Origin of the sequence: Kocuria sp. NPDC057446 (genome assembly GCF_042802875.1) — a bacterium.
In the GTDB taxonomy this organism is placed as follows: domain Bacteria; phylum Actinomycetota; class Actinomycetes; order Actinomycetales; family Micrococcaceae; genus Kocuria.
The window spans coordinates 13,855-29,916 of record NZ_JBHVDI010000032.1; the positions used below are offsets into that span (position 1 = coordinate 13,855).

The window sequence follows — 16,062 nt, forward strand, 5'->3', positions numbered from 1 at the left end:
CCCCGCCGCGCGAGGGGCGCTCCCGTCCTGCCTATCCTGGAGCCCGGAGCGGCGGGAGGAGGTCGGACGTGGGACTCGCCGTCGTCGTCGCCGCCCGGGTCTGCGCCCTGGCGGTCGCCCTCTGGGCGCTGGTCTCCCGGGCCGACTGCGCCTTCGTGACGCGCACCTGCCTGGGCACGAACCTCTTCAGCTACTTCACGATCCACAGTGCCGTGCTGTTCGTCCTGGCCGTGCTGCTGGCCCTGCTGCACACGGCCGCCCGCGCCGCGGAACCGGGCTGGCTGACCGGGCTCCGGGCGATGGCCACCACCTACACCGTGGTCTCCGGGGTCGTGTTCGGGGTGCTGCTGGCCAACGCCGAGCTGTTCGGCCACCTCTTCCTCGTGCCGCTGTCCTCGCAGGTCCTGCACTTCGTGCTGCCCGTCTACGCCGTGGCCGACCTCCTGCTCGCCCCGGGCCGCCGCCGGCTGCGCTGGGCCGCCACCTGGACGTCGACCGTCTTCCCGGCGCTGTGGGCCGTGTACACCCTGATCCGCGGGCGGCTGGTCGGCTGGTACCCGTACTTCTTCCTCGACCCCGACCTGGTGGGCGGCTACCGGGCGGTGGGCACGTACGCCCTCGGGCTGTCCGTGCTCATCCTCGCGGTGTCCTTCCTCACCGTGGCCGCCACCCGCCTGCCCGCCGTCCGGGTAGGGTCGGCCCATGGACGACTCCGCCCCCGCCGGCAGCACCCCTGACCCGGACGACGCCCGGCTGCTGCGCTCGGTCCGACGTCTGGTGGACCGGCTCTCCGCCCTGCCGCCCGAGCGCGGCGACGAGCCCACGCCGCTCGGGCGGCACCTGTCGGCCGTGCTCGGCGCGGACGTGCGCACCCTGCCGGTGGTCTCGGAGGACTTCGCCCCGCACCGCCTCGTCGACGTCGACATCGCCCTCGCGGAGCTGGCCGGGGACGGGCCCGGGTCCCTCCTCGGGGTCAGCGGCGGCCGGAGCAGCCAGGACCTGGGCCTCGCCGAGCTGCTGTCGGCCCCGTACTCCGGGGCCGACGTCGGCCCCGTCGACTACGCCACCCGGGCCACGGGCCCGGACACGGAACGGCAGGTCGTGGCGTTCGGCATCCGCTGCCTCACCGTGGACGGGGTGCCCGTGGCCGTGCTCCAGCGCATGCCCCGGCCCGAGTACGGACGCAGCCGGGTGCTCCTCGAGGTGCTCGCGGCGGAGCCCGCCGTCTGCGCCGTGCTCCTCGCCCGGCTGCGCGCGCTGATGCTCCGGCGCAGCGTGCTGCGCGGCCAGGTGCTCTCGTTCGCCGCCACCGAGTACGGCAGCGAGGCCGGCGCCACGTTCCTGCCGCGCCCGCACGAGCCCGCCGACGGCATCGTGCTGCCCGCCGGGCTGCTGGAGAAGGTCGTGGGGCACGTCGTGGGCATCGGGGAGCACCGGGACGCGCTCCGGGCCGCGGGCCAGCACCTCAAGCGCGGGATCCTGCTCCACGGCCCGCCCGGCACCGGCAAGACCCTCACGGTCCGGCACCTGCTCTCCGAGACCCCGGGGACCACGGCCGTCCTGCTGACAGGGCCGAGCCTGCACCTCGTCGGGGCCGCCGCCGAGGTGGCCCGCACCTTCCAGCCGTCGATCGTGGTGCTCGAGGACGTGGACCTCGTGGCCATGGACCGGGACCTCGGGACCGGGCCCGCGCCGGTGCTCTTCGAGGTGCTCGACGCCCTGGACGGGCTCGACGGCGACGCCGACGTCGCCTTCGTGCTCACGACCAACCGCGTGGCCGTGCTCGAGCGGGCCCTCGCCGAGCGCCCGGGCCGGGTGGACCTCGCCGTCGAGATGCCGCTGCCGGACGCGGACGCCCGGTCCCGGCTGTTCCGCCGGTACGCGGGGCAGCAGAGCTTCTCGGCCGCCGCCCTCGACGCCGCGGCGTCGCGCGCGGAGGGGACCACCGGGTCCTTTCCCAAGGAGCTGGTCCGCCGGGCCGTCCTGGCGGCGGCCGTGCGGGGCGAGGACGCGACGGACGCGGACCTGACCGCCGCCCTCGAGGAGCTCCTCTCCGGCCGGGAGGCGCTGACCCGCCGGCTGCTCGGCCACGCCGGCGCCGGTGACGACCCGGACGAGGTCCCCGCCGGGGACCCTGCCGAGGACCCCGCCGGGGGCACGTCCGTGCCCCCGGGGGACGATCTGCCGGAGCATGCCTGACGGTCCCGGCGCCGCCCGTGGGGCGGCCGTGGCCCCGCGCCGCCCGGTCCGGTCGATAGGATGGGTGACGATGAGCGAGCAGACCCCCGACACCGGAACCGACGTCCTCGATCCCGCCGTGGCCCGGCGGCTCAAGCGTGACCCCTCGGGTCTCGTGGCCGCCGTGGTGCAGCAGCACGACACCAAGGAGGTGCTCATGCTGGGCTGGATGGACGACGAGGCCCTGCGCCGCACCCTCACGCAGGGCCGTGTGACGTTCTGGTCCCGCTCCCGCCAGGAGTACTGGCGCAAGGGGGACACGTCCGGGCACGTCCAGACGGTGCGCAGCGTCAGCCTCGACTGCGACGGCGACGCCCTGCTCGTGCAGGTCGATCAGACCGGGGCCGCATGCCACACCGGCACCCGCAGCTGCTTCGACGGCCGCGACCTCGGCGCCGTCGCCGCCGTCTGACCCGCACCCTCCGCACCCCGCCCGCCACCAGGAAGTCAGGTCGACACCCATGCAGGACCTGGGCACCATCAGCCCCACGCTCGAGGAGTTCCGCGCGCTCGCCGCGGAGCGCCGCGTCATCCCCGTCCGCGTCAAGATCCTCGCCGACGCCATGACCCCGATCGGCCTCTACCGGGCGCTCGCCCTGGAGGACGGGGCGGCGCGGGCGGGCACGTTCCTCCTCGAGTCCGCCGCGGAGGGCGGGGTCTGGTCCCGCTACTCCTTCATCGGCGCCAACTCCCGGGCCACGCTCACCGCCCGGGACGGCGAGGCGCACTGGATCGGCCGGGCCCCGGCGGGCGCCCCCACCGGCGGCAACCCCGTGGAGGCGCTGCGGGACACCATGGCGCTGCTGCACACGGAGCGCTTCGAGGACGTCCCCCCGCTCACCTCGGGGCTCGTGGGCTTCGTGGGCTGGGAGGCCGTGCGCCGCTGGGAGCGGCTGCCGCACCCGCCGGAGGACGACCTGCGCATCCCCGAGCTGGCCATGAACCTGGTCTCGGACATCGCGATCCACGACAACACGGACGGCACCGTGATGCTCGTGGCCAACGCGATCAACTTCGACGACACGGACGAGCGCGTCGACGAGGCCTGGGCCGACGCGGTGGACCGGGTGCACGCCATGCTCGAGAAGCTCGCCCGCCCCCTGGGCCGGGCCACGGCCTCGACCCTCACCGGCAGCGACGAGATCCGCGGGGACCTGGAGTCCAAGGTCGACCAGAGCTGGGACCGCTCCCTGTTCATGAACTCCATCGTGGAGGGCAAGAAGGCCATCGTGGACGGGGACATCTTCCAGGTGGTCGTCTCCCGGCGCTTCGAGACCGAGTGCACGGCCGACTCCCTCGACGTCTACCGCATGCTGCGCGCCATCAACCCCAGCCCGTACATGTACCTGTACAGCTTCGAGGACGCCGGCGGGCGTCCCTTCTCGATCGTGGGCTCCTCCCCGGAGGCGCTCGTGACCGTCACGGGCGAGCAGGCCGTGACCCACCCCATCGCCGGCTCCCGCCCGCGCGGGCGCACGGTCGAGGAGGACCTCGCGCTGGAGCGCGACCTGCTCCAGGACGAGAAGGAGCGCTCCGAGCACCTCATGCTCGTCGACCTCGCCCGCAACGACATCTCCAAGATCGCCGTGCCCGGCACGGTGGAGGTCACCGAGTTCATGGAGGTCGAGCGCTTCAGCCACATCATGCACCTGTGCTCCAACGTCGTCGGCCGGATGCGCCCGGACGCGACCGCCTACGACGTGCTCGCCGCGACCTTCCCCGCCGGCACCCTCTCCGGGGCGCCCAAGCCCCGGGCGCTGCGCCTGCTCGACGAGTACGAGCCGCTGCGCCGCGCCGTCTACGGCGGCGTGGTCGGCTACCTCGACTTCGCGGGGGACATGGACATGGCCATCGCCATCCGCACGGCCCTGCTCGTCGACGGCAAGGCCTACGTGCAGGCCGGCGGCGGGATCGTCGCGGACTCGGACCCCGAGACGGAGGCGCTCGAGTCCCTCAACAAGGCCACCGCGCCGCTGCGGGCGGTGCTGCTCGCCGAACGGCTGCACGCCCTGGACCTCGACCGGGTGGCCGTCCCCGGGACGGGCGCCGGGCGTGCCTGAGGCCCGCGGCTCCCGGCGGGCGGCGCTGTCCCGGCGGTCCACGGTGGTGCTCGCCACCCTGGTCGCCGCCCTGGCCGTGTTCGCCTGCTCCGCCGCCACCTGGATCTCCGCCACGGTGCGGACCACGCTCGAGCCCGTGACCGTGGACGTCGCCGGCTCCGACGCCGCCCCGGCTGTCACCGCCCTCGGGCTGGTCGCGGCCGCCGGCGCCCTGACCACCGCGATCTCCGGGCGGGTCCTGCGCGCCGTGGTGTCGGTGGTGGTCCTGCTCGCCGGCCTCGGCGCGCTGGCCGCGTCCGCCGCGGTGCTGGCCGACCCGGCCGGCGCCGCGCGGACCGCCGTGGGCGAGGCCACCGGGATGATCAACGCCGGCGGCGACTTCGCCGTCACCGCCTGGCCCGCGCTCGCCGCCGCCTCCTCGGCGCTCGTGGCGCTGTGCGGGGCCTGGGCGCTCGTGGCGGGCCGGTCCTGGACGGGAGCCCGGCGCTACGAGCGCTCCGGCACGGACACGTCCCCGGCCGGGACGCCCCGCCCCGGCGACGAGATCGACTCCTGGGACGCCCTCACCGAGGGCCGCGACCCCACCGCCTGAGCGCCGCCCCCGGAGCCCCGCGGGCCGTGCGCGGGGCCGGGCCGCGGGGTGGCACAATGGGACGGGACAGACTGTCAGCAACCGCCGCGCCCCGCCGGGGCCGTGCGCGCGGAGCCGGCCGGCTCCGGCAGGAACATCGGGAGTGCAACAACATGGCAAACGGAAACGAGATCGTCCTCGACCACACCGGCTTCGTGGGGCACGGCAACACGCTGGCCGCGTGGGTGACCGTCGGCATCATGTCGGTGGGCGTCATCGTGGGCGTGGTGGGCTTCACGGTGGGTAGCACCGTCGGGCTGATCGCGGGCATCGTGCTCGTCGTCGTCGGGCTCGTCGCCGGCGCCGTGCTCAGCCGCATGGGCCACGGCAGCAGCTCCGAGCAGCGCAAGCACGAGGTCCGCCACCAGGGCTGAGACCCGGCCGGCGCGAGCCGGCCCTCGGGAGCGCGGCCCGCGCACCGCCCGTCCGGTCCGCACCGCGCCCGGACGCCGTCCCCCCCGGTCCGGGCGCGGCCCCGCACCCCACCGACGCACCAGGGCGGCCAGTGCCGCCGAGAGGACAGGAAACCATGTCGCAACAGAGCACCGGGACGGTCCTGGACGCCATCATCGACGGCGTCCGGGAGGACCTGGCGGAGCGCCGCGCCCGCGTCGGCCTCGACGAGCTCCGCCGGGCGGCCGCGCAGCGCCCGCCCGCCCTGGACGCCGAGACGGCGCTGCGCGGGCCCGGCGCGGACGCCGTGCAGGTCATCGCCGAGGTCAAGCGCTCGAGCCCCTCCAAGGGCGCGCTCGCCCCGATCGACGACCCCGCGCAGCTGGCCGCCGCCTACGAGCACGGCGGGGCGTCGGTGATCTCCGTGCTCACCGAGCAGCGGCGCTTCAACGGCTCCCTGGCGGACCTCGACGCCGTGCGCGCGGCGGTGGGGGTGCCGGTGCTGCGCAAGGACTTCACGGTCGACGAGTACCAGATCTGGGAGGCGCGCGCCCACGGGGCCGACCTCGTCCTGCTGATCGTCGCCGCCCTGTCCGACGACGAGCTGCGCCGCTTCCTCGCGCTGACCCACGAGCTGGGCATGCACGCCCTCGTGGAGACGCACACGCCGGAGGAGATCGAGCGCGCCGTCGCCGTGGGCGCCCGCATCGTGGGCGTCAACGTCCGCAACCTCAAGACCCTCGACACCGACGTCGGGACGTTCGGCCGGCTCGCCGGTCTGCTGCCCCAGGACGCGGTGCTCGTGGCCGAGTCCGGGGTCGAGGGGGAGGAGCAGGTCGCCCTCTACGCGTCGCACGGGGCCAAGGCCGTCCTGGTCGGCGAGGCCCTCGTGCGCAGCGCCGAGCCCGCCGCCACCATCGCGGGGTTCCGGGCCGCCGGCGCCGCCGCCCGGGCCCGGCGGCACGTCCCCCCGGCCGAGGCGGAGACCGTCGCTGCGCAGGCCTCCTCCCTGCGCGAGGCCCCGGGACCGTACTTCGGGGACTTCGGCGGCCGGTGGATGCCCGAGTCCCTCATCGCCGCCCTCGACGAGCTCACCGACGTGTTCGAGAAGGCGAAGGCCGACCCCGAGTTCACCGCGGAGTTCCAGCGGCTCTCCCGCGACTACTCGAACCGGCCCTCCCTGCTGACCGAGGCGCAGCGCTTCGCCGCCGAGGCCGGGTGCCGGGTCTTCCTCAAGCGGGAGGACCTCAACCACACCGGCTCGCACAAGATCAACAACGTGCTCGGCCAGGCCCTGCTGGCGCGGCGGATGGGCAAGACCCGGCTCATCGCCGAGACCGGCGCCGGCCAGCACGGCGTGGCCTCGGCCACCGCGGCCGCCCTGTTCGGGATGGAGTGCGTGGTCTACATGGGTGAGGAGGACACCCGGCGGCAGGCCCTCAACGTCGCCCGCATGGAGCTGCTGGGCGCCACCGTGGTGCCCGTGACGAACGGCTCCCGCACGCTCAAGGACGCGATCAACGAGGCCCTGCGGGACTGGGTCGCCTCCGTCGAGAACACCCACTACCTGCTGGGCACCGCGGCGGGACCGTACCCGTTCCCCGCGATGGTGCGCTACTTCCACGAGCAGATCGGCGAGGAGACCCGCGAGCAGATCCTGGCGCAGACCGGGCGCCTGCCGGACGCCGTCGCGGCCTGCGTGGGCGGCGGGTCGAACGCGATCGGCATCTTCCACGGCTTCCTGGACGACCCCTCGGTGGAGCTGTACGGCCTCGAGGCCGGCGGGGACGGCGTGGAGTCCGGACGCCACGCCGCGACGATCTCCCTGGGCCGTCCCGGCGTGCTGCACGGGGCGCGGACCTACCTCATGCAGGACGAGGACGGGCAGACGCTCGAGTCCCACTCGATCTCGGCGGGCCTGGACTACCCGGCCGTGGGCCCCGAGCACTCCCACCTGCACGACATCGGGCGGGCGCGCTACGAGGCGATCACCGACACCGAGGCGATGGAGTCCTTCCGGCTGCTGTGCCGCACGGAGGGGATCATCCCCGCCATCGAGACCTCCCACGCCCTGGCCGGGGCGCTGAAGATCGGCCGCCGCTGGGTCGAGGAGCTCGGCCCGGAGGCGGCCGCGGAGAAGATCATCGTGGTCTCCCTCTCGGGGCGCGGTGACAAGGACGTGGCGACCGCCGCGGAATGGTTCGGGATGCTCCCGGACGACAGCGCCGAGGCGGAGCTCGGCGAGAAGGGCGAGCGACTGTGAGCACCACCCGATCCGAGACCCCCGGGGCCGACCTCGCGTCCCGCATCCTGCCGCCGGGCCTGAGCGCCGCCCCCGGCTCGCGGCTCGCCGCGCGCATCGCCGAGTGCCGGGCGCAGGGCCGGCCGGCGCTGGTCGGCTACCTCCCGGCCGGCTTCCCCACCGTGGAGGAGTCCATCGAGGCCGCCGTGGCCCTGGGCGCCAACGGCGCGGACGTGATCGAGATCGGCATCCCGTACTCGGACCCCGTCATGGACGGGCCGGTGATCCAGCACGCGACCACCACGGCCCTCGCCCGGGGCTTCCGGGTGGCGGACGTGTTCCGCGTGGTCCGCGCCGTGGCCGAGCGCACCGACGCGGTGCCCGTGGTGATGACCTACTGGAACCCGGTGCTCCAGATGGGCGTCGACACGTTCGCCCGGCGGCTGGCCGAGGCCGGGGGAGCGGGGATCATCACCCCCGACCTGATCCCGGACGAGGCCGGGGACTGGTTCGCGGCGTCCCAGGCCCACGGGCTGGACCGGATCTTCCTGGTGGCGCCCTCCTCCTCCCGGGAGCGGCTCGACCTGGTGGTCAAGGCCGCGAGCGGCTTCGTCTACGCGGTCTCGGTGATGGGCGTCACCGGCGCCCGGGACGCCGTCTCCGACGTGGCCGAGCAGCTCGTCGCGGACACGCGCGCGGCCGGGGCCCAGCACGTGTGCGTGGGCCTGGGCGTCTCCCGCCGGGAGCACGTCGAGGAGATCGGCGCCTACGCGGACGGGGTCATCGTGGGCACCGCCCTGGTGCAGGCGCTGGCCGACGGCGGACCCGAGGCCGTGGGCGCGCTGGCCCGGGAGCTGGCCGGGCGCGCCTGATAGCGTGACGGGGCGGACCGGCCCCTGCGGGACCGGGTCCGCCCGACCCGACGACCCCACGAGCCGAGGCCCCACCGCATGCTGCTGAGCGCCGTTCCCCCCGTGCCCGCGCTGATGAGCGCCCCGCTGCGGCAGGGCATCCCCTCCCCGGACTGGTCCGGCTTCTCCCTCGGCCCGCTGACCGTGCACGCCTACGCGCTGTGCATCCTGGCGGGCATCGCGGCGGCCCTGTGGCTGACCACGCGCCGCTGGGCGGCCCGGGGCCTGGACCCGGAGATCGTCTGGGACATCGTGATGTGGGCCGTGCCCGCCGGGATCGTGGGCGCCCGGGTGTACCACGTGCTCATCACCGACCCGGCCGGCTACTTCGGACCCGGCGCGGACCCCGTCGACGCGCTGCGGATCTGGGAGGGCGGCCTCGGCATCATGGGCGCCGTGGCGTTCGGCGCGGCCGCCGCGTGGTGGGTGTGCCGCCGGCACGGGGTGTCCCTGACCGTCTTCGCCGACGCGGCCGCGCCCGGGCTGCTGCTCGCGCAGGCGATCGGGCGCTGGGGCAACTGGTTCAACCAGGAGCTGTTCGGGCGGCCCACCACCCTGCCGTGGGGGCTCGAGATCGACCCGGCCGGCGCCAACTTCCCCGCCGGGCTGCCGGCGGACACCCTCTTCCACCCCACGTTCCTCTACGAGTCCCTGTGGAACCTGCTCGGCGTGCTGCTGCTGCTGGCCCTGGACCGGCGGCTCCGCCTGGACGGCGGCCGCCTGTTCGCCCTCTACCTCATCCACTACGGCCTGGGCCGGATGCTCATCGAGCTGTTCCTGCGCATCGACCCGTCCCTCATGGTGCTGGGCCAGCGGGTGCACGTGTGGACCGCCGCGGGGGTCGTGCTGCTGGGCGTGGCCCTGTTCGCGGCCGTGGTGCTCCGCCGCCGGAGGGCCCGGGGCGCCGCCGTGGATCCCGCGCGCGCCTGATACCGCACCGGGGCCCGGAGCGGGGCCCGTGGCCGCAGAGTTTTCAGAGCTGTAACATCTGAGTGCTAGTTTTTACTCGCTCCTGACCGGCGGACGGGTGAACCACGTCCACCGCTCCGGCGCACGCCACGATCGTCCACCGTCGGACATTCCTGGAACGGGGCCCTTCCGCCGCCCGGCACCTCGAGCGCACACCGCACGGGGACGCCGGTGGCAGCTCACGATCCGGCGGCACCTCCCGACCGGAGCTCTGCCGCGGGGGCCGCTCCTGTTGACCGCATCCCCATGGTGAGGAAACGTCTGTCATGACCTCTACCCCGGCCGGCACCCCCGGTGACCACTCTGCCCAGGACGGCACGGACCCGCGTCCGGCCGATCCCGCCCGGACCGGGCAGGAGCAGGTGGAGTCCCCGTTCGAGCAGTTCTCCAACGCGCCCGAGGAGCAGGGGCTCTACCACCCGGACGAGGAGAAGGACGCCTGCGGCCTCGCCGTGGTCGCGACCCTCAACGGCACCCCGAGCCACGAGATCGTCGACGCCGCGCTGACGGCCCTGCGCAACCTGGAGCACCGTGGCGCCGTCGGCGGCGACGAGGGCACCGGTGACGGTGCCGGGCTGCTCACGCAGCTGCCGGACGCGTTCTTCCGCGCCGTCCTCGACTTCGGGCTGCCGCCACTGGGCGGCTACGCCGTGGGCACCGCGTTCCTCCCGCACGGCGGGGAGAACGCGGAGCGCATCCAGGGCGCCCTCGAGGAGCTCGCGCGCTCCGAGGAGCTCGAGGTCCTCGGCTGGCGGCCCGTCCCGGTGGCCGAGTCCGTGGTGGGCCGGTCCGCCCGCGAGGTCATGCCCTACTTCGTGCAGCTCTTCGTGGCCGAGCCCGCCCCGGCCCCCGAGGACGAGGCCGCCCGGCGGCGCCTGGACCAGAAGGCGTTCCGGCTGCGCAAGCGGGCCCAGAACCGCTCCGGCGTCTACTTCCCCTCGCTGTCCTCGCGCACCATCGTCTACAAGGGCATGCTCACCACCCAGCAGCTCGAGCCCTTCTACCCGGACCTCTCCGACGACCGGTTCAGCACCGAGCTCGCGATCGTGCACTCCCGGTTCTCCACCAACACGTTCCCCTCGTGGCCGCTGGCCCAGCCCATGCGCACGCTCGCCCACAACGGCGAGATCAACACCGTCAAGGGCAACCGGAACTGGATGCGCGCCCGCCAGTCGCAGCTGAAGTCCCCGCTGCTGGGCCGCAACCCAGAGGAGCTGTTCCCGATCTGCTCGGAGGGCGCGTCCGACTCGCAGTCCCTCGACGAGGTCGCCGAGCTGCTCGTGCTCTCCGGCCGGCCCGTGACGCAGGCCATGATGATGATGATCCCGGAGGCCTGGGAGAACCACGAGACCATGGACCCGGCCCGCAAGGCGTTCTACCGCTACCACGCCTCCTTCATGGAGCCCTGGGACGGCCCGGCCGCGGTGGCCTTCACCGACGGCGTGCAGGTCGGCTCGCTGCTGGACCGCAACGGACTGCGCCCGGGCCGCTTCTGGGTCACCGACGACGGCCTGGTCGTCTTCGCCTCGGAGGTCGGCGTCGTCGACGTCGGGGACCGCAAGATCGTGCGCAAGGGCCGCGTGTCCCCGGGCACGATGTTCCTCGTGGACACCGCCCGGGGCCGGATCGTCGAGGACGCCGAGATCAAGGCCCAGATCGCCGACGCCGCTCCGTGGGAGGAGTGGGCCGACGGCAACATCATCGACATCAAAGACCTGCCCGAGCGCGAGCACATGGTCCACCCGCGCTCCTCCATCACCCTGCGCCAGAAGACCTTCGGGTACACGCAGGAGGAGCTGAAGATGATCGTGGGGCCCATGGCGGCCAAGGGCGCCGAGCCGATCTACGCGATGGGCACCGACACCCCGATCGCCGTGCTCTCCGAGAAGTCCCGCACCCTCTTCGACTACTTCGTGCAGTCCTTCGCGCAGGTCACCAATCCGCCGCTGGACGCCATCCGCGAGGAGCTCGTCACGAGCCTGCGCGGCTCCGTGGGCCCCACCGGGAACCTGCTGACCACCGACCGGGTGCGCACCCGTCAGGTCGCGGTGGACTTCCCCGTGATCGACAACGACCAGCTGGACCAGTTTCTGCACATCGAGGGCGAGGACGGCATGCCCGCGGCCCTCAAGGTGCGGGGCCTGTACCGTCCCGACGGCGGCGCGGAGTCCCTGCGCGCCCGGATCGCGGAGATCTGCGAGAAGGTCTCCGCCGCCGTGGCCCGCGGCGTGGAGTACGTCATCGTCTCGGACCGCGACTCCAACGGCGCGTGGGCGCCGATCCCGTCGCTGCTGCTCACCTCGGCCGTGCACCACCACCTCCTGCGCTCGGCGACCCGCACCAAGGTGGCGCTGGTCGTGGAGGCGGGCGACGTGCGCGAGGTCCACCACGTGGCGCTGCTCATCGGCTACGGCGCCTCCGCGGTCAACCCGTACCTGGCGATGGAGTCCGCCGAGGAGCTGGTGCGCTCGGGCGACCTCACCGGGATCACCACCGAGCACGCGGTGCACAACCTCATCAAGGCCCTGGGCAAGGGCGTGCAGAAGATCATGTCCAAGATGGGCATCTCCACGGTGTCCTCCTACTGCGGCGCCCAGGTCTTCGAGGCGCTCGGCCTGTCGCGGGAGCTCGTGGACGACTACTTCACCGGCACCCACACCCAGATCGGCGGCATCGGCCTCGACGTGATCGCGGAGGAGACGGCCTCCCGCCACCGCCGGGCGTACCCGGCGGACGGGGTGACCGAGCCCCACCGGGACCTCGAGACCGGCGGCGAGTACGACTGGCGCCGGGACGGCCCGCCGCACCTGTTCAACCCGCAGACCGTCTTCCGGCTGCAGCACGCCACCCGCACCGGCCGCTACGACATCTTCAAGTCCTACACGAAGCTCGTGGACGACCAGACGAAGAAGCTGCTGACCCTGCGCGGGCTGCTCGGCTTCGCCTCGGACCGCAAGCCCGTGCCGCTCGAGGAGGTCGAGCCCGTCAGCTCGATCGTCAAGCGCTTCCAGACCGGGGCGATGAGCTACGGCTCCATCTCCCAGGAGGCGCACGAGACCCTGGCGATCGCCATGAACCGGCTCGGCGCCAAGTCGAACACCGGTGAGGGCGGCGAGGACGTCGACCGGCTGCTCGACCCGGAGCGCCGCTCCGCGATCAAGCAGGTGGCCTCCGGCCGGTTCGGGGTCACGAGCCTGTACCTGACCAACGCCGACGACATCCAGATCAAGATGGCCCAGGGCGCCAAGCCCGGCGAGGGCGGCCAGCTCATGGCCCAGAAGCTCTACCCCTGGATCGCCCGCACGCGCCACTCGACCCCGGGCGTGTCCCTGATCTCGCCGCCGCCGCACCACGACATCTACTCGATCGAGGACCTGGCGCAGCTGATCTACGACCTCAAGCGCGCCAACCCGCAGGCCCGCGTGCACGTCAAGCTGGTCTCCGAGATCGGCATCGGCACCGTGGCCTCCGGCGTCACCAAGGCCAAGGCCGACGTGGTGCTCGTCTCCGGGCACGACGGCGGCACCGGCGCGGCCCCGCTGAACTCGCTCAAGCACGCCGGCGCCCCGTGGGAGCTCGGCCTCGCCGAGACCCAGCAGACGCTGATGCTCAACGGGCTTCGGGACCGCGTGGTCGTCCAGGCCGACGGGCAGATGAAGACCGGCCGGGACGTGGTCGTCGCCGCGCTGCTCGGGGCGGAGGAGTTCGGCTTCGCCACGGCCCCGCTGATCGTCGAGGGCTGCATCATGATGCGCAAGTGCCACCTGGACACCTGCCCGGTGGGCGTGGCCACCCAGAACCCCGAGCTGCGCCGGCGGTTCACGGGCAAGGCGGAGCACGTGGTGAACTTCTTCGAGTTCATCGCCGAGGAGGTCCGGGAGTACCTGGCCCAGCTCGGCTTCCGCTCGATCGAGGAGGCCGTCGGGCACGCCGAGGTCCTCGAGACCAGGGACGCCATCGACCACTGGAAGGCGCACGGGCTCGACCTCTCCCCGATCCTGCACTCCACGGTGCTCGAGCACCGGGGCGCGGCGGTGCGCAACATGCGCGGCCAGGACCACGAGCTGGAGAAGCACTTCGACAACGAGCTGATCCGGCTCTCCCGGGCCGCCCTGGAGAAGCGGGAGCCCGTGCGGATCCAGCAGCACATCATCAACACCGACCGCGCGGTCGGCACGATGCTCGGCCACGTGGTGACGAGGACGTTCGGCACGGACGAACTCGCGCACGACACCATCGACGTGACGCTCACGGGCCAGGCCGGCCAGTCGCTCGGTGCGTTCCTCCCGCAGGGGATCACCCTGCGGCTCGAGGGCGACGCCAACGACTACTCCGGCAAGGGCCTCTCCGGCGGCCGGATCATCGTGCGCCCCGAGCGGGACGCGGTGTTCGAGGCCTCCGAGAACGTCATCGCCGGCAACGTGATCGGCTACGGCGCGACGGGCGGGGAGATCTTCCTGCGCGGCACCGTGGGCGAGCGGTTCCTGGTGCGCAACTCGGGCGCCACCGCGGTGGTCGAGGGCATCGGGGACCACGGCTGCGAGTACATGACCGGCGGCACCGCCCTGGTGCTCGGCCGCACCGGGCGCAACTTCGGCGCGGGCATGTCCGGCGGCGTCGCCTACGTCATCGACCTCGCCGAGACCTCGGTCAACAAGCAGGCCCGGGACAGCGGTGAGCTGCAGCTGCTGCCCCTGGACGAGGCGGACGCCGAGATCGTGCTGGCGCTCATCACGCAGCACGCCGAGGAGACCGGCTCCGAGCTCGCCGACCGGCTCCTGGCCGATCCCGTGGCCACGCTCGGACGCTTCACCAAGGTCCTGCCGCGGGAGTACGCCGCCGTGCAGGGCATCCGCGAAGAAGCCCGCACCCAGGGGCAGGACCCCGACGGCGACGAGGCCTGGCACAAGATCCTGGAGGTGACGACCCGTGGCTGATCCGCGCGGTTTTCTGAAGGTGACCGAGCGCGTCGACCGCCCCAAGCGGCCGGTGCCCGTCCGGATCATGGACTGGAAGGAGGTCCAGGAGGCCCAGGACCGGGGCGTGCTGCAGAAGCAGGCGGGCCGGTGCATGGACTGCGGGATCCCCTTCTGCCACGAGGGCTGCCCGCTCGGGAACCTGATCCCGGAGTGGAACGACCTTGTGTGGCGCGGCCTCGACGCCGAGGCGGTCGAGCGCATGCACGCCACCAACAACTTCCCGGAGTTCACCGGACGGGTCTGCCCGGCGCCGTGCGAGTCCTCGTGCGTGCTCGGCATCAACCAGCCCGCCGTGACCATCAAGCAGATCGAGTACTCGATCGGCGAGATGGGCTTCGACGAGGGCATCGTCAAGCCGTACGTCCCGCAGCGCCTGGTCGGCAAGACCGTGGCCGTGGTGGGCTCCGGGCCCGGCGGTCTCGCGGTGGCCCAGCAGCTGACCCAGGCCGGGTTCACGGTGGCGGTCTACGAGCGCGACGACCGGATCGGGGGGCTGCTGCGCTACGGCATCCCCGACTTCAAGATGGAGAAGGAGGTCCTCGACCGGCGCCTCGACGTGATGCGCGCCGAGGGCACCCGCTTCCGCCCGGGCGTGGAGATCGGCAAGGACATCACCTGGGACCAGCTCAAGCGCCGCTACGACGCCGTGGTGGTCGCCACCGGAGCCACCGTCCCGCGCGACCTGCAGATCCCCGGCCGGGACCTCGACGGTGTCCACTTCGCCATGGACTACCTGGTGCAGGGCAACCGGGTGGTGGCCGGCGACGAGGTCGAGGACCAGATCTCCGCGGCGGGCAAGCACGTCATCGTCCTGGGCGGCGGCGACACCGGCTCCGACTGCATCGGCACCGCCAACCGCCAGGGCGCGGCGTCGATCACGTCCCTGGCGATCGGCCGCAAGCCGGCCGCGGACCGCTCCGACGCCGACCCGTGGCCCATGATGCCCAAGGTCTTCGAGGTCTCGACCTCCCACGAGGAGGGCGGGGACCGCACCTACATGGCCTCCACCGTGGAGTTCGTGGGCGACAACGGCCGGCTGACCGGCCTGAAGGTCGCCGAGACCGAGTACCTGCCCGACGGGCGGCGCGCGCCGAAGGGCGGCACCGAGCGGGTGATCCCGGCCGACCTGGTCTTCCTGGCGCTGGGCTTCACCGGCAACGAGTCCGAGGACATCACCGAGCAGATCGGCGCGGAGCTGGACGGCCGGACCAACCTGGCCCGGGACGACCGGTACATGACCAGCGTGGACGGCGTGTTCGCGTGCGGCGACGCCGGCCGGGGCCAGTCCCTGGTCGTGTGGGCGATCGCCGAGGGCCGCGCGTGCGCGGCCGCCGTCGAGCGGTTCCTCATGGGCTCGACCCGTCTGCCGGAGCCCGTGGCCCCGACCGACCGGGCCATCGACCTCACCATGTAGCACCGCACCGCCCGCCGGAGCGCACCACGGCGCGCACCACGGCGCGCACCACGGCGCGGGACGCCCCCTCCGGCCGGGCGGGTCGGCCCGCGCCGGCGCACGTCCGGGGGCCGGCGGCGGCCCGGCCGCCTCGACACCGGCGACGGCGTTGATAGGCTGGGGAGGACCTCCCGCCCCGGAGGCGGACCCCCAGGCAGTGCGGCCGGGAGCTGCGTCGTGCGACGG

Annotated in this window: 11 protein-coding genes; all 11 read left to right on the plus strand. The window is 73.6% G+C overall.

Features of this window, described 5'->3' with window-relative positions; all coding sequences use genetic code 11:
- Positions 1 to 68: 68 nt before the first annotated feature.
- The 11 genes from ACFU0Y_RS06195 to ACFU0Y_RS06245 all read left to right on the plus strand — a co-directional run bounded on the left by ACFU0Y_RS06195 (position 69) and on the right by ACFU0Y_RS06245 (position 15,837).
- Entirely contained in the window at positions 69 to 737 is a 669-nt protein-coding gene (locus ACFU0Y_RS06195) for a Pr6Pr family membrane protein (protein WP_380213582.1), read from the plus strand.
- Positions 703 to 2,199, plus strand: a complete 1,497-nt coding sequence (locus ACFU0Y_RS06200; protein WP_380213583.1) for an AAA family ATPase — start codon at positions 703 to 705, stop codon at positions 2,197 to 2,199. The genes ACFU0Y_RS06195 and ACFU0Y_RS06200 overlap by 35 nt, the downstream gene beginning before the upstream one ends.
- A gap of 70 nt (positions 2,200 to 2,269) precedes the next feature.
- A complete protein-coding gene (gene hisI, locus ACFU0Y_RS06205) occupies positions 2,270 to 2,650 on the plus strand; it encodes a phosphoribosyl-AMP cyclohydrolase (protein ID WP_380213584.1) in 381 nt (126 codons plus the stop codon).
- Positions 2,651 to 2,699: 49 nt separating this feature from the next.
- Positions 2,700 to 4,298: an anthranilate synthase component I gene (locus tag ACFU0Y_RS06210; protein ID WP_380213585.1), complete on the plus strand. Its 1,599-nt coding sequence runs from the start codon at positions 2,700 to 2,702 to the stop codon at positions 4,296 to 4,298.
- Positions 4,291 to 4,890: a Trp biosynthesis-associated membrane protein gene (locus ACFU0Y_RS06215; RefSeq protein WP_380213586.1), complete on the plus strand. Its 600-nt coding sequence runs from the start codon at positions 4,291 to 4,293 to the stop codon at positions 4,888 to 4,890. The genes ACFU0Y_RS06210 and ACFU0Y_RS06215 overlap by 8 nt, the downstream gene beginning before the upstream one ends.
- A 152-nt stretch (positions 4,891 to 5,042) precedes the next feature.
- Positions 5,043 to 5,303 (plus strand): HGxxPAAW family protein, encoded by a 261-nt coding sequence (locus ACFU0Y_RS06220; RefSeq protein ID WP_380213587.1) that lies wholly within the window; start codon positions 5,043 to 5,045, stop codon positions 5,301 to 5,303.
- A gap of 155 nt (positions 5,304 to 5,458) precedes the next feature.
- The gene (gene trpB, locus ACFU0Y_RS06225; RefSeq protein WP_380213588.1) at positions 5,459 to 7,585 is read left to right on the plus strand and encodes a tryptophan synthase subunit beta; all 2,127 of its coding nucleotides are present in this window, start codon (positions 5,459 to 5,461) and stop codon (positions 7,583 to 7,585) included.
- 44 nt (positions 7,586 to 7,629) lie between these two features.
- Positions 7,630 to 8,436, plus strand: coding sequence for a tryptophan synthase subunit alpha (gene trpA / locus ACFU0Y_RS06230; protein ID WP_380213593.1), 807 nt, complete (start codon positions 7,630 to 7,632; stop codon positions 8,434 to 8,436).
- Positions 8,437 to 8,514: 78 nt separating this feature from the next.
- Positions 8,515 to 9,405: a prolipoprotein diacylglyceryl transferase gene (lgt, locus tag ACFU0Y_RS06235; protein WP_380213589.1), complete on the plus strand. Its 891-nt coding sequence runs from the start codon at positions 8,515 to 8,517 to the stop codon at positions 9,403 to 9,405.
- 305 nt (positions 9,406 to 9,710) lie between these two features.
- A complete protein-coding gene (gene gltB / locus ACFU0Y_RS06240; RefSeq protein ID WP_380213590.1) occupies positions 9,711 to 14,381 on the plus strand; it encodes a glutamate synthase large subunit in 4,671 nt (1,556 codons plus the stop codon).
- Positions 14,374 to 15,837 (plus strand): glutamate synthase subunit beta, encoded by a 1,464-nt coding sequence (locus ACFU0Y_RS06245; RefSeq protein ID WP_380213591.1) that lies wholly within the window; start codon positions 14,374 to 14,376, stop codon positions 15,835 to 15,837. Before gltB ends, ACFU0Y_RS06245 begins: the two co-directional genes overlap by 8 nt.
- Positions 15,838 to 16,062 lie beyond the last annotated feature (225 nt).

Coding starts and splice junctions, on each gene's coding strand:
- ACFU0Y_RS06200 (WP_380213583.1), top strand. CDS start 703: ATGGACGACTCCGCCCCCGCCGGCAGCACCCCTGACCCGGACGACGCC.
- ACFU0Y_RS06210 (WP_380213585.1), top strand. CDS start 2,700: ATGCAGGACCTGGGCACCATCAGCCCCACGCTCGAGGAGTTCCGCGCG.
- gltB (WP_380213590.1), top strand. CDS start 9,711: ATGACCTCTACCCCGGCCGGCACCCCCGGTGACCACTCTGCCCAGGAC.
- hisI (WP_380213584.1), top strand. CDS start 2,270: ATGAGCGAGCAGACCCCCGACACCGGAACCGACGTCCTCGATCCCGCC.
- ACFU0Y_RS06220 (WP_380213587.1), top strand. CDS start 5,043: ATGGCAAACGGAAACGAGATCGTCCTCGACCACACCGGCTTCGTGGGG.
- trpB (WP_380213588.1), top strand. CDS start 5,459: ATGTCGCAACAGAGCACCGGGACGGTCCTGGACGCCATCATCGACGGC.
- lgt (WP_380213589.1), top strand. CDS start 8,515: ATGCTGCTGAGCGCCGTTCCCCCCGTGCCCGCGCTGATGAGCGCCCCG.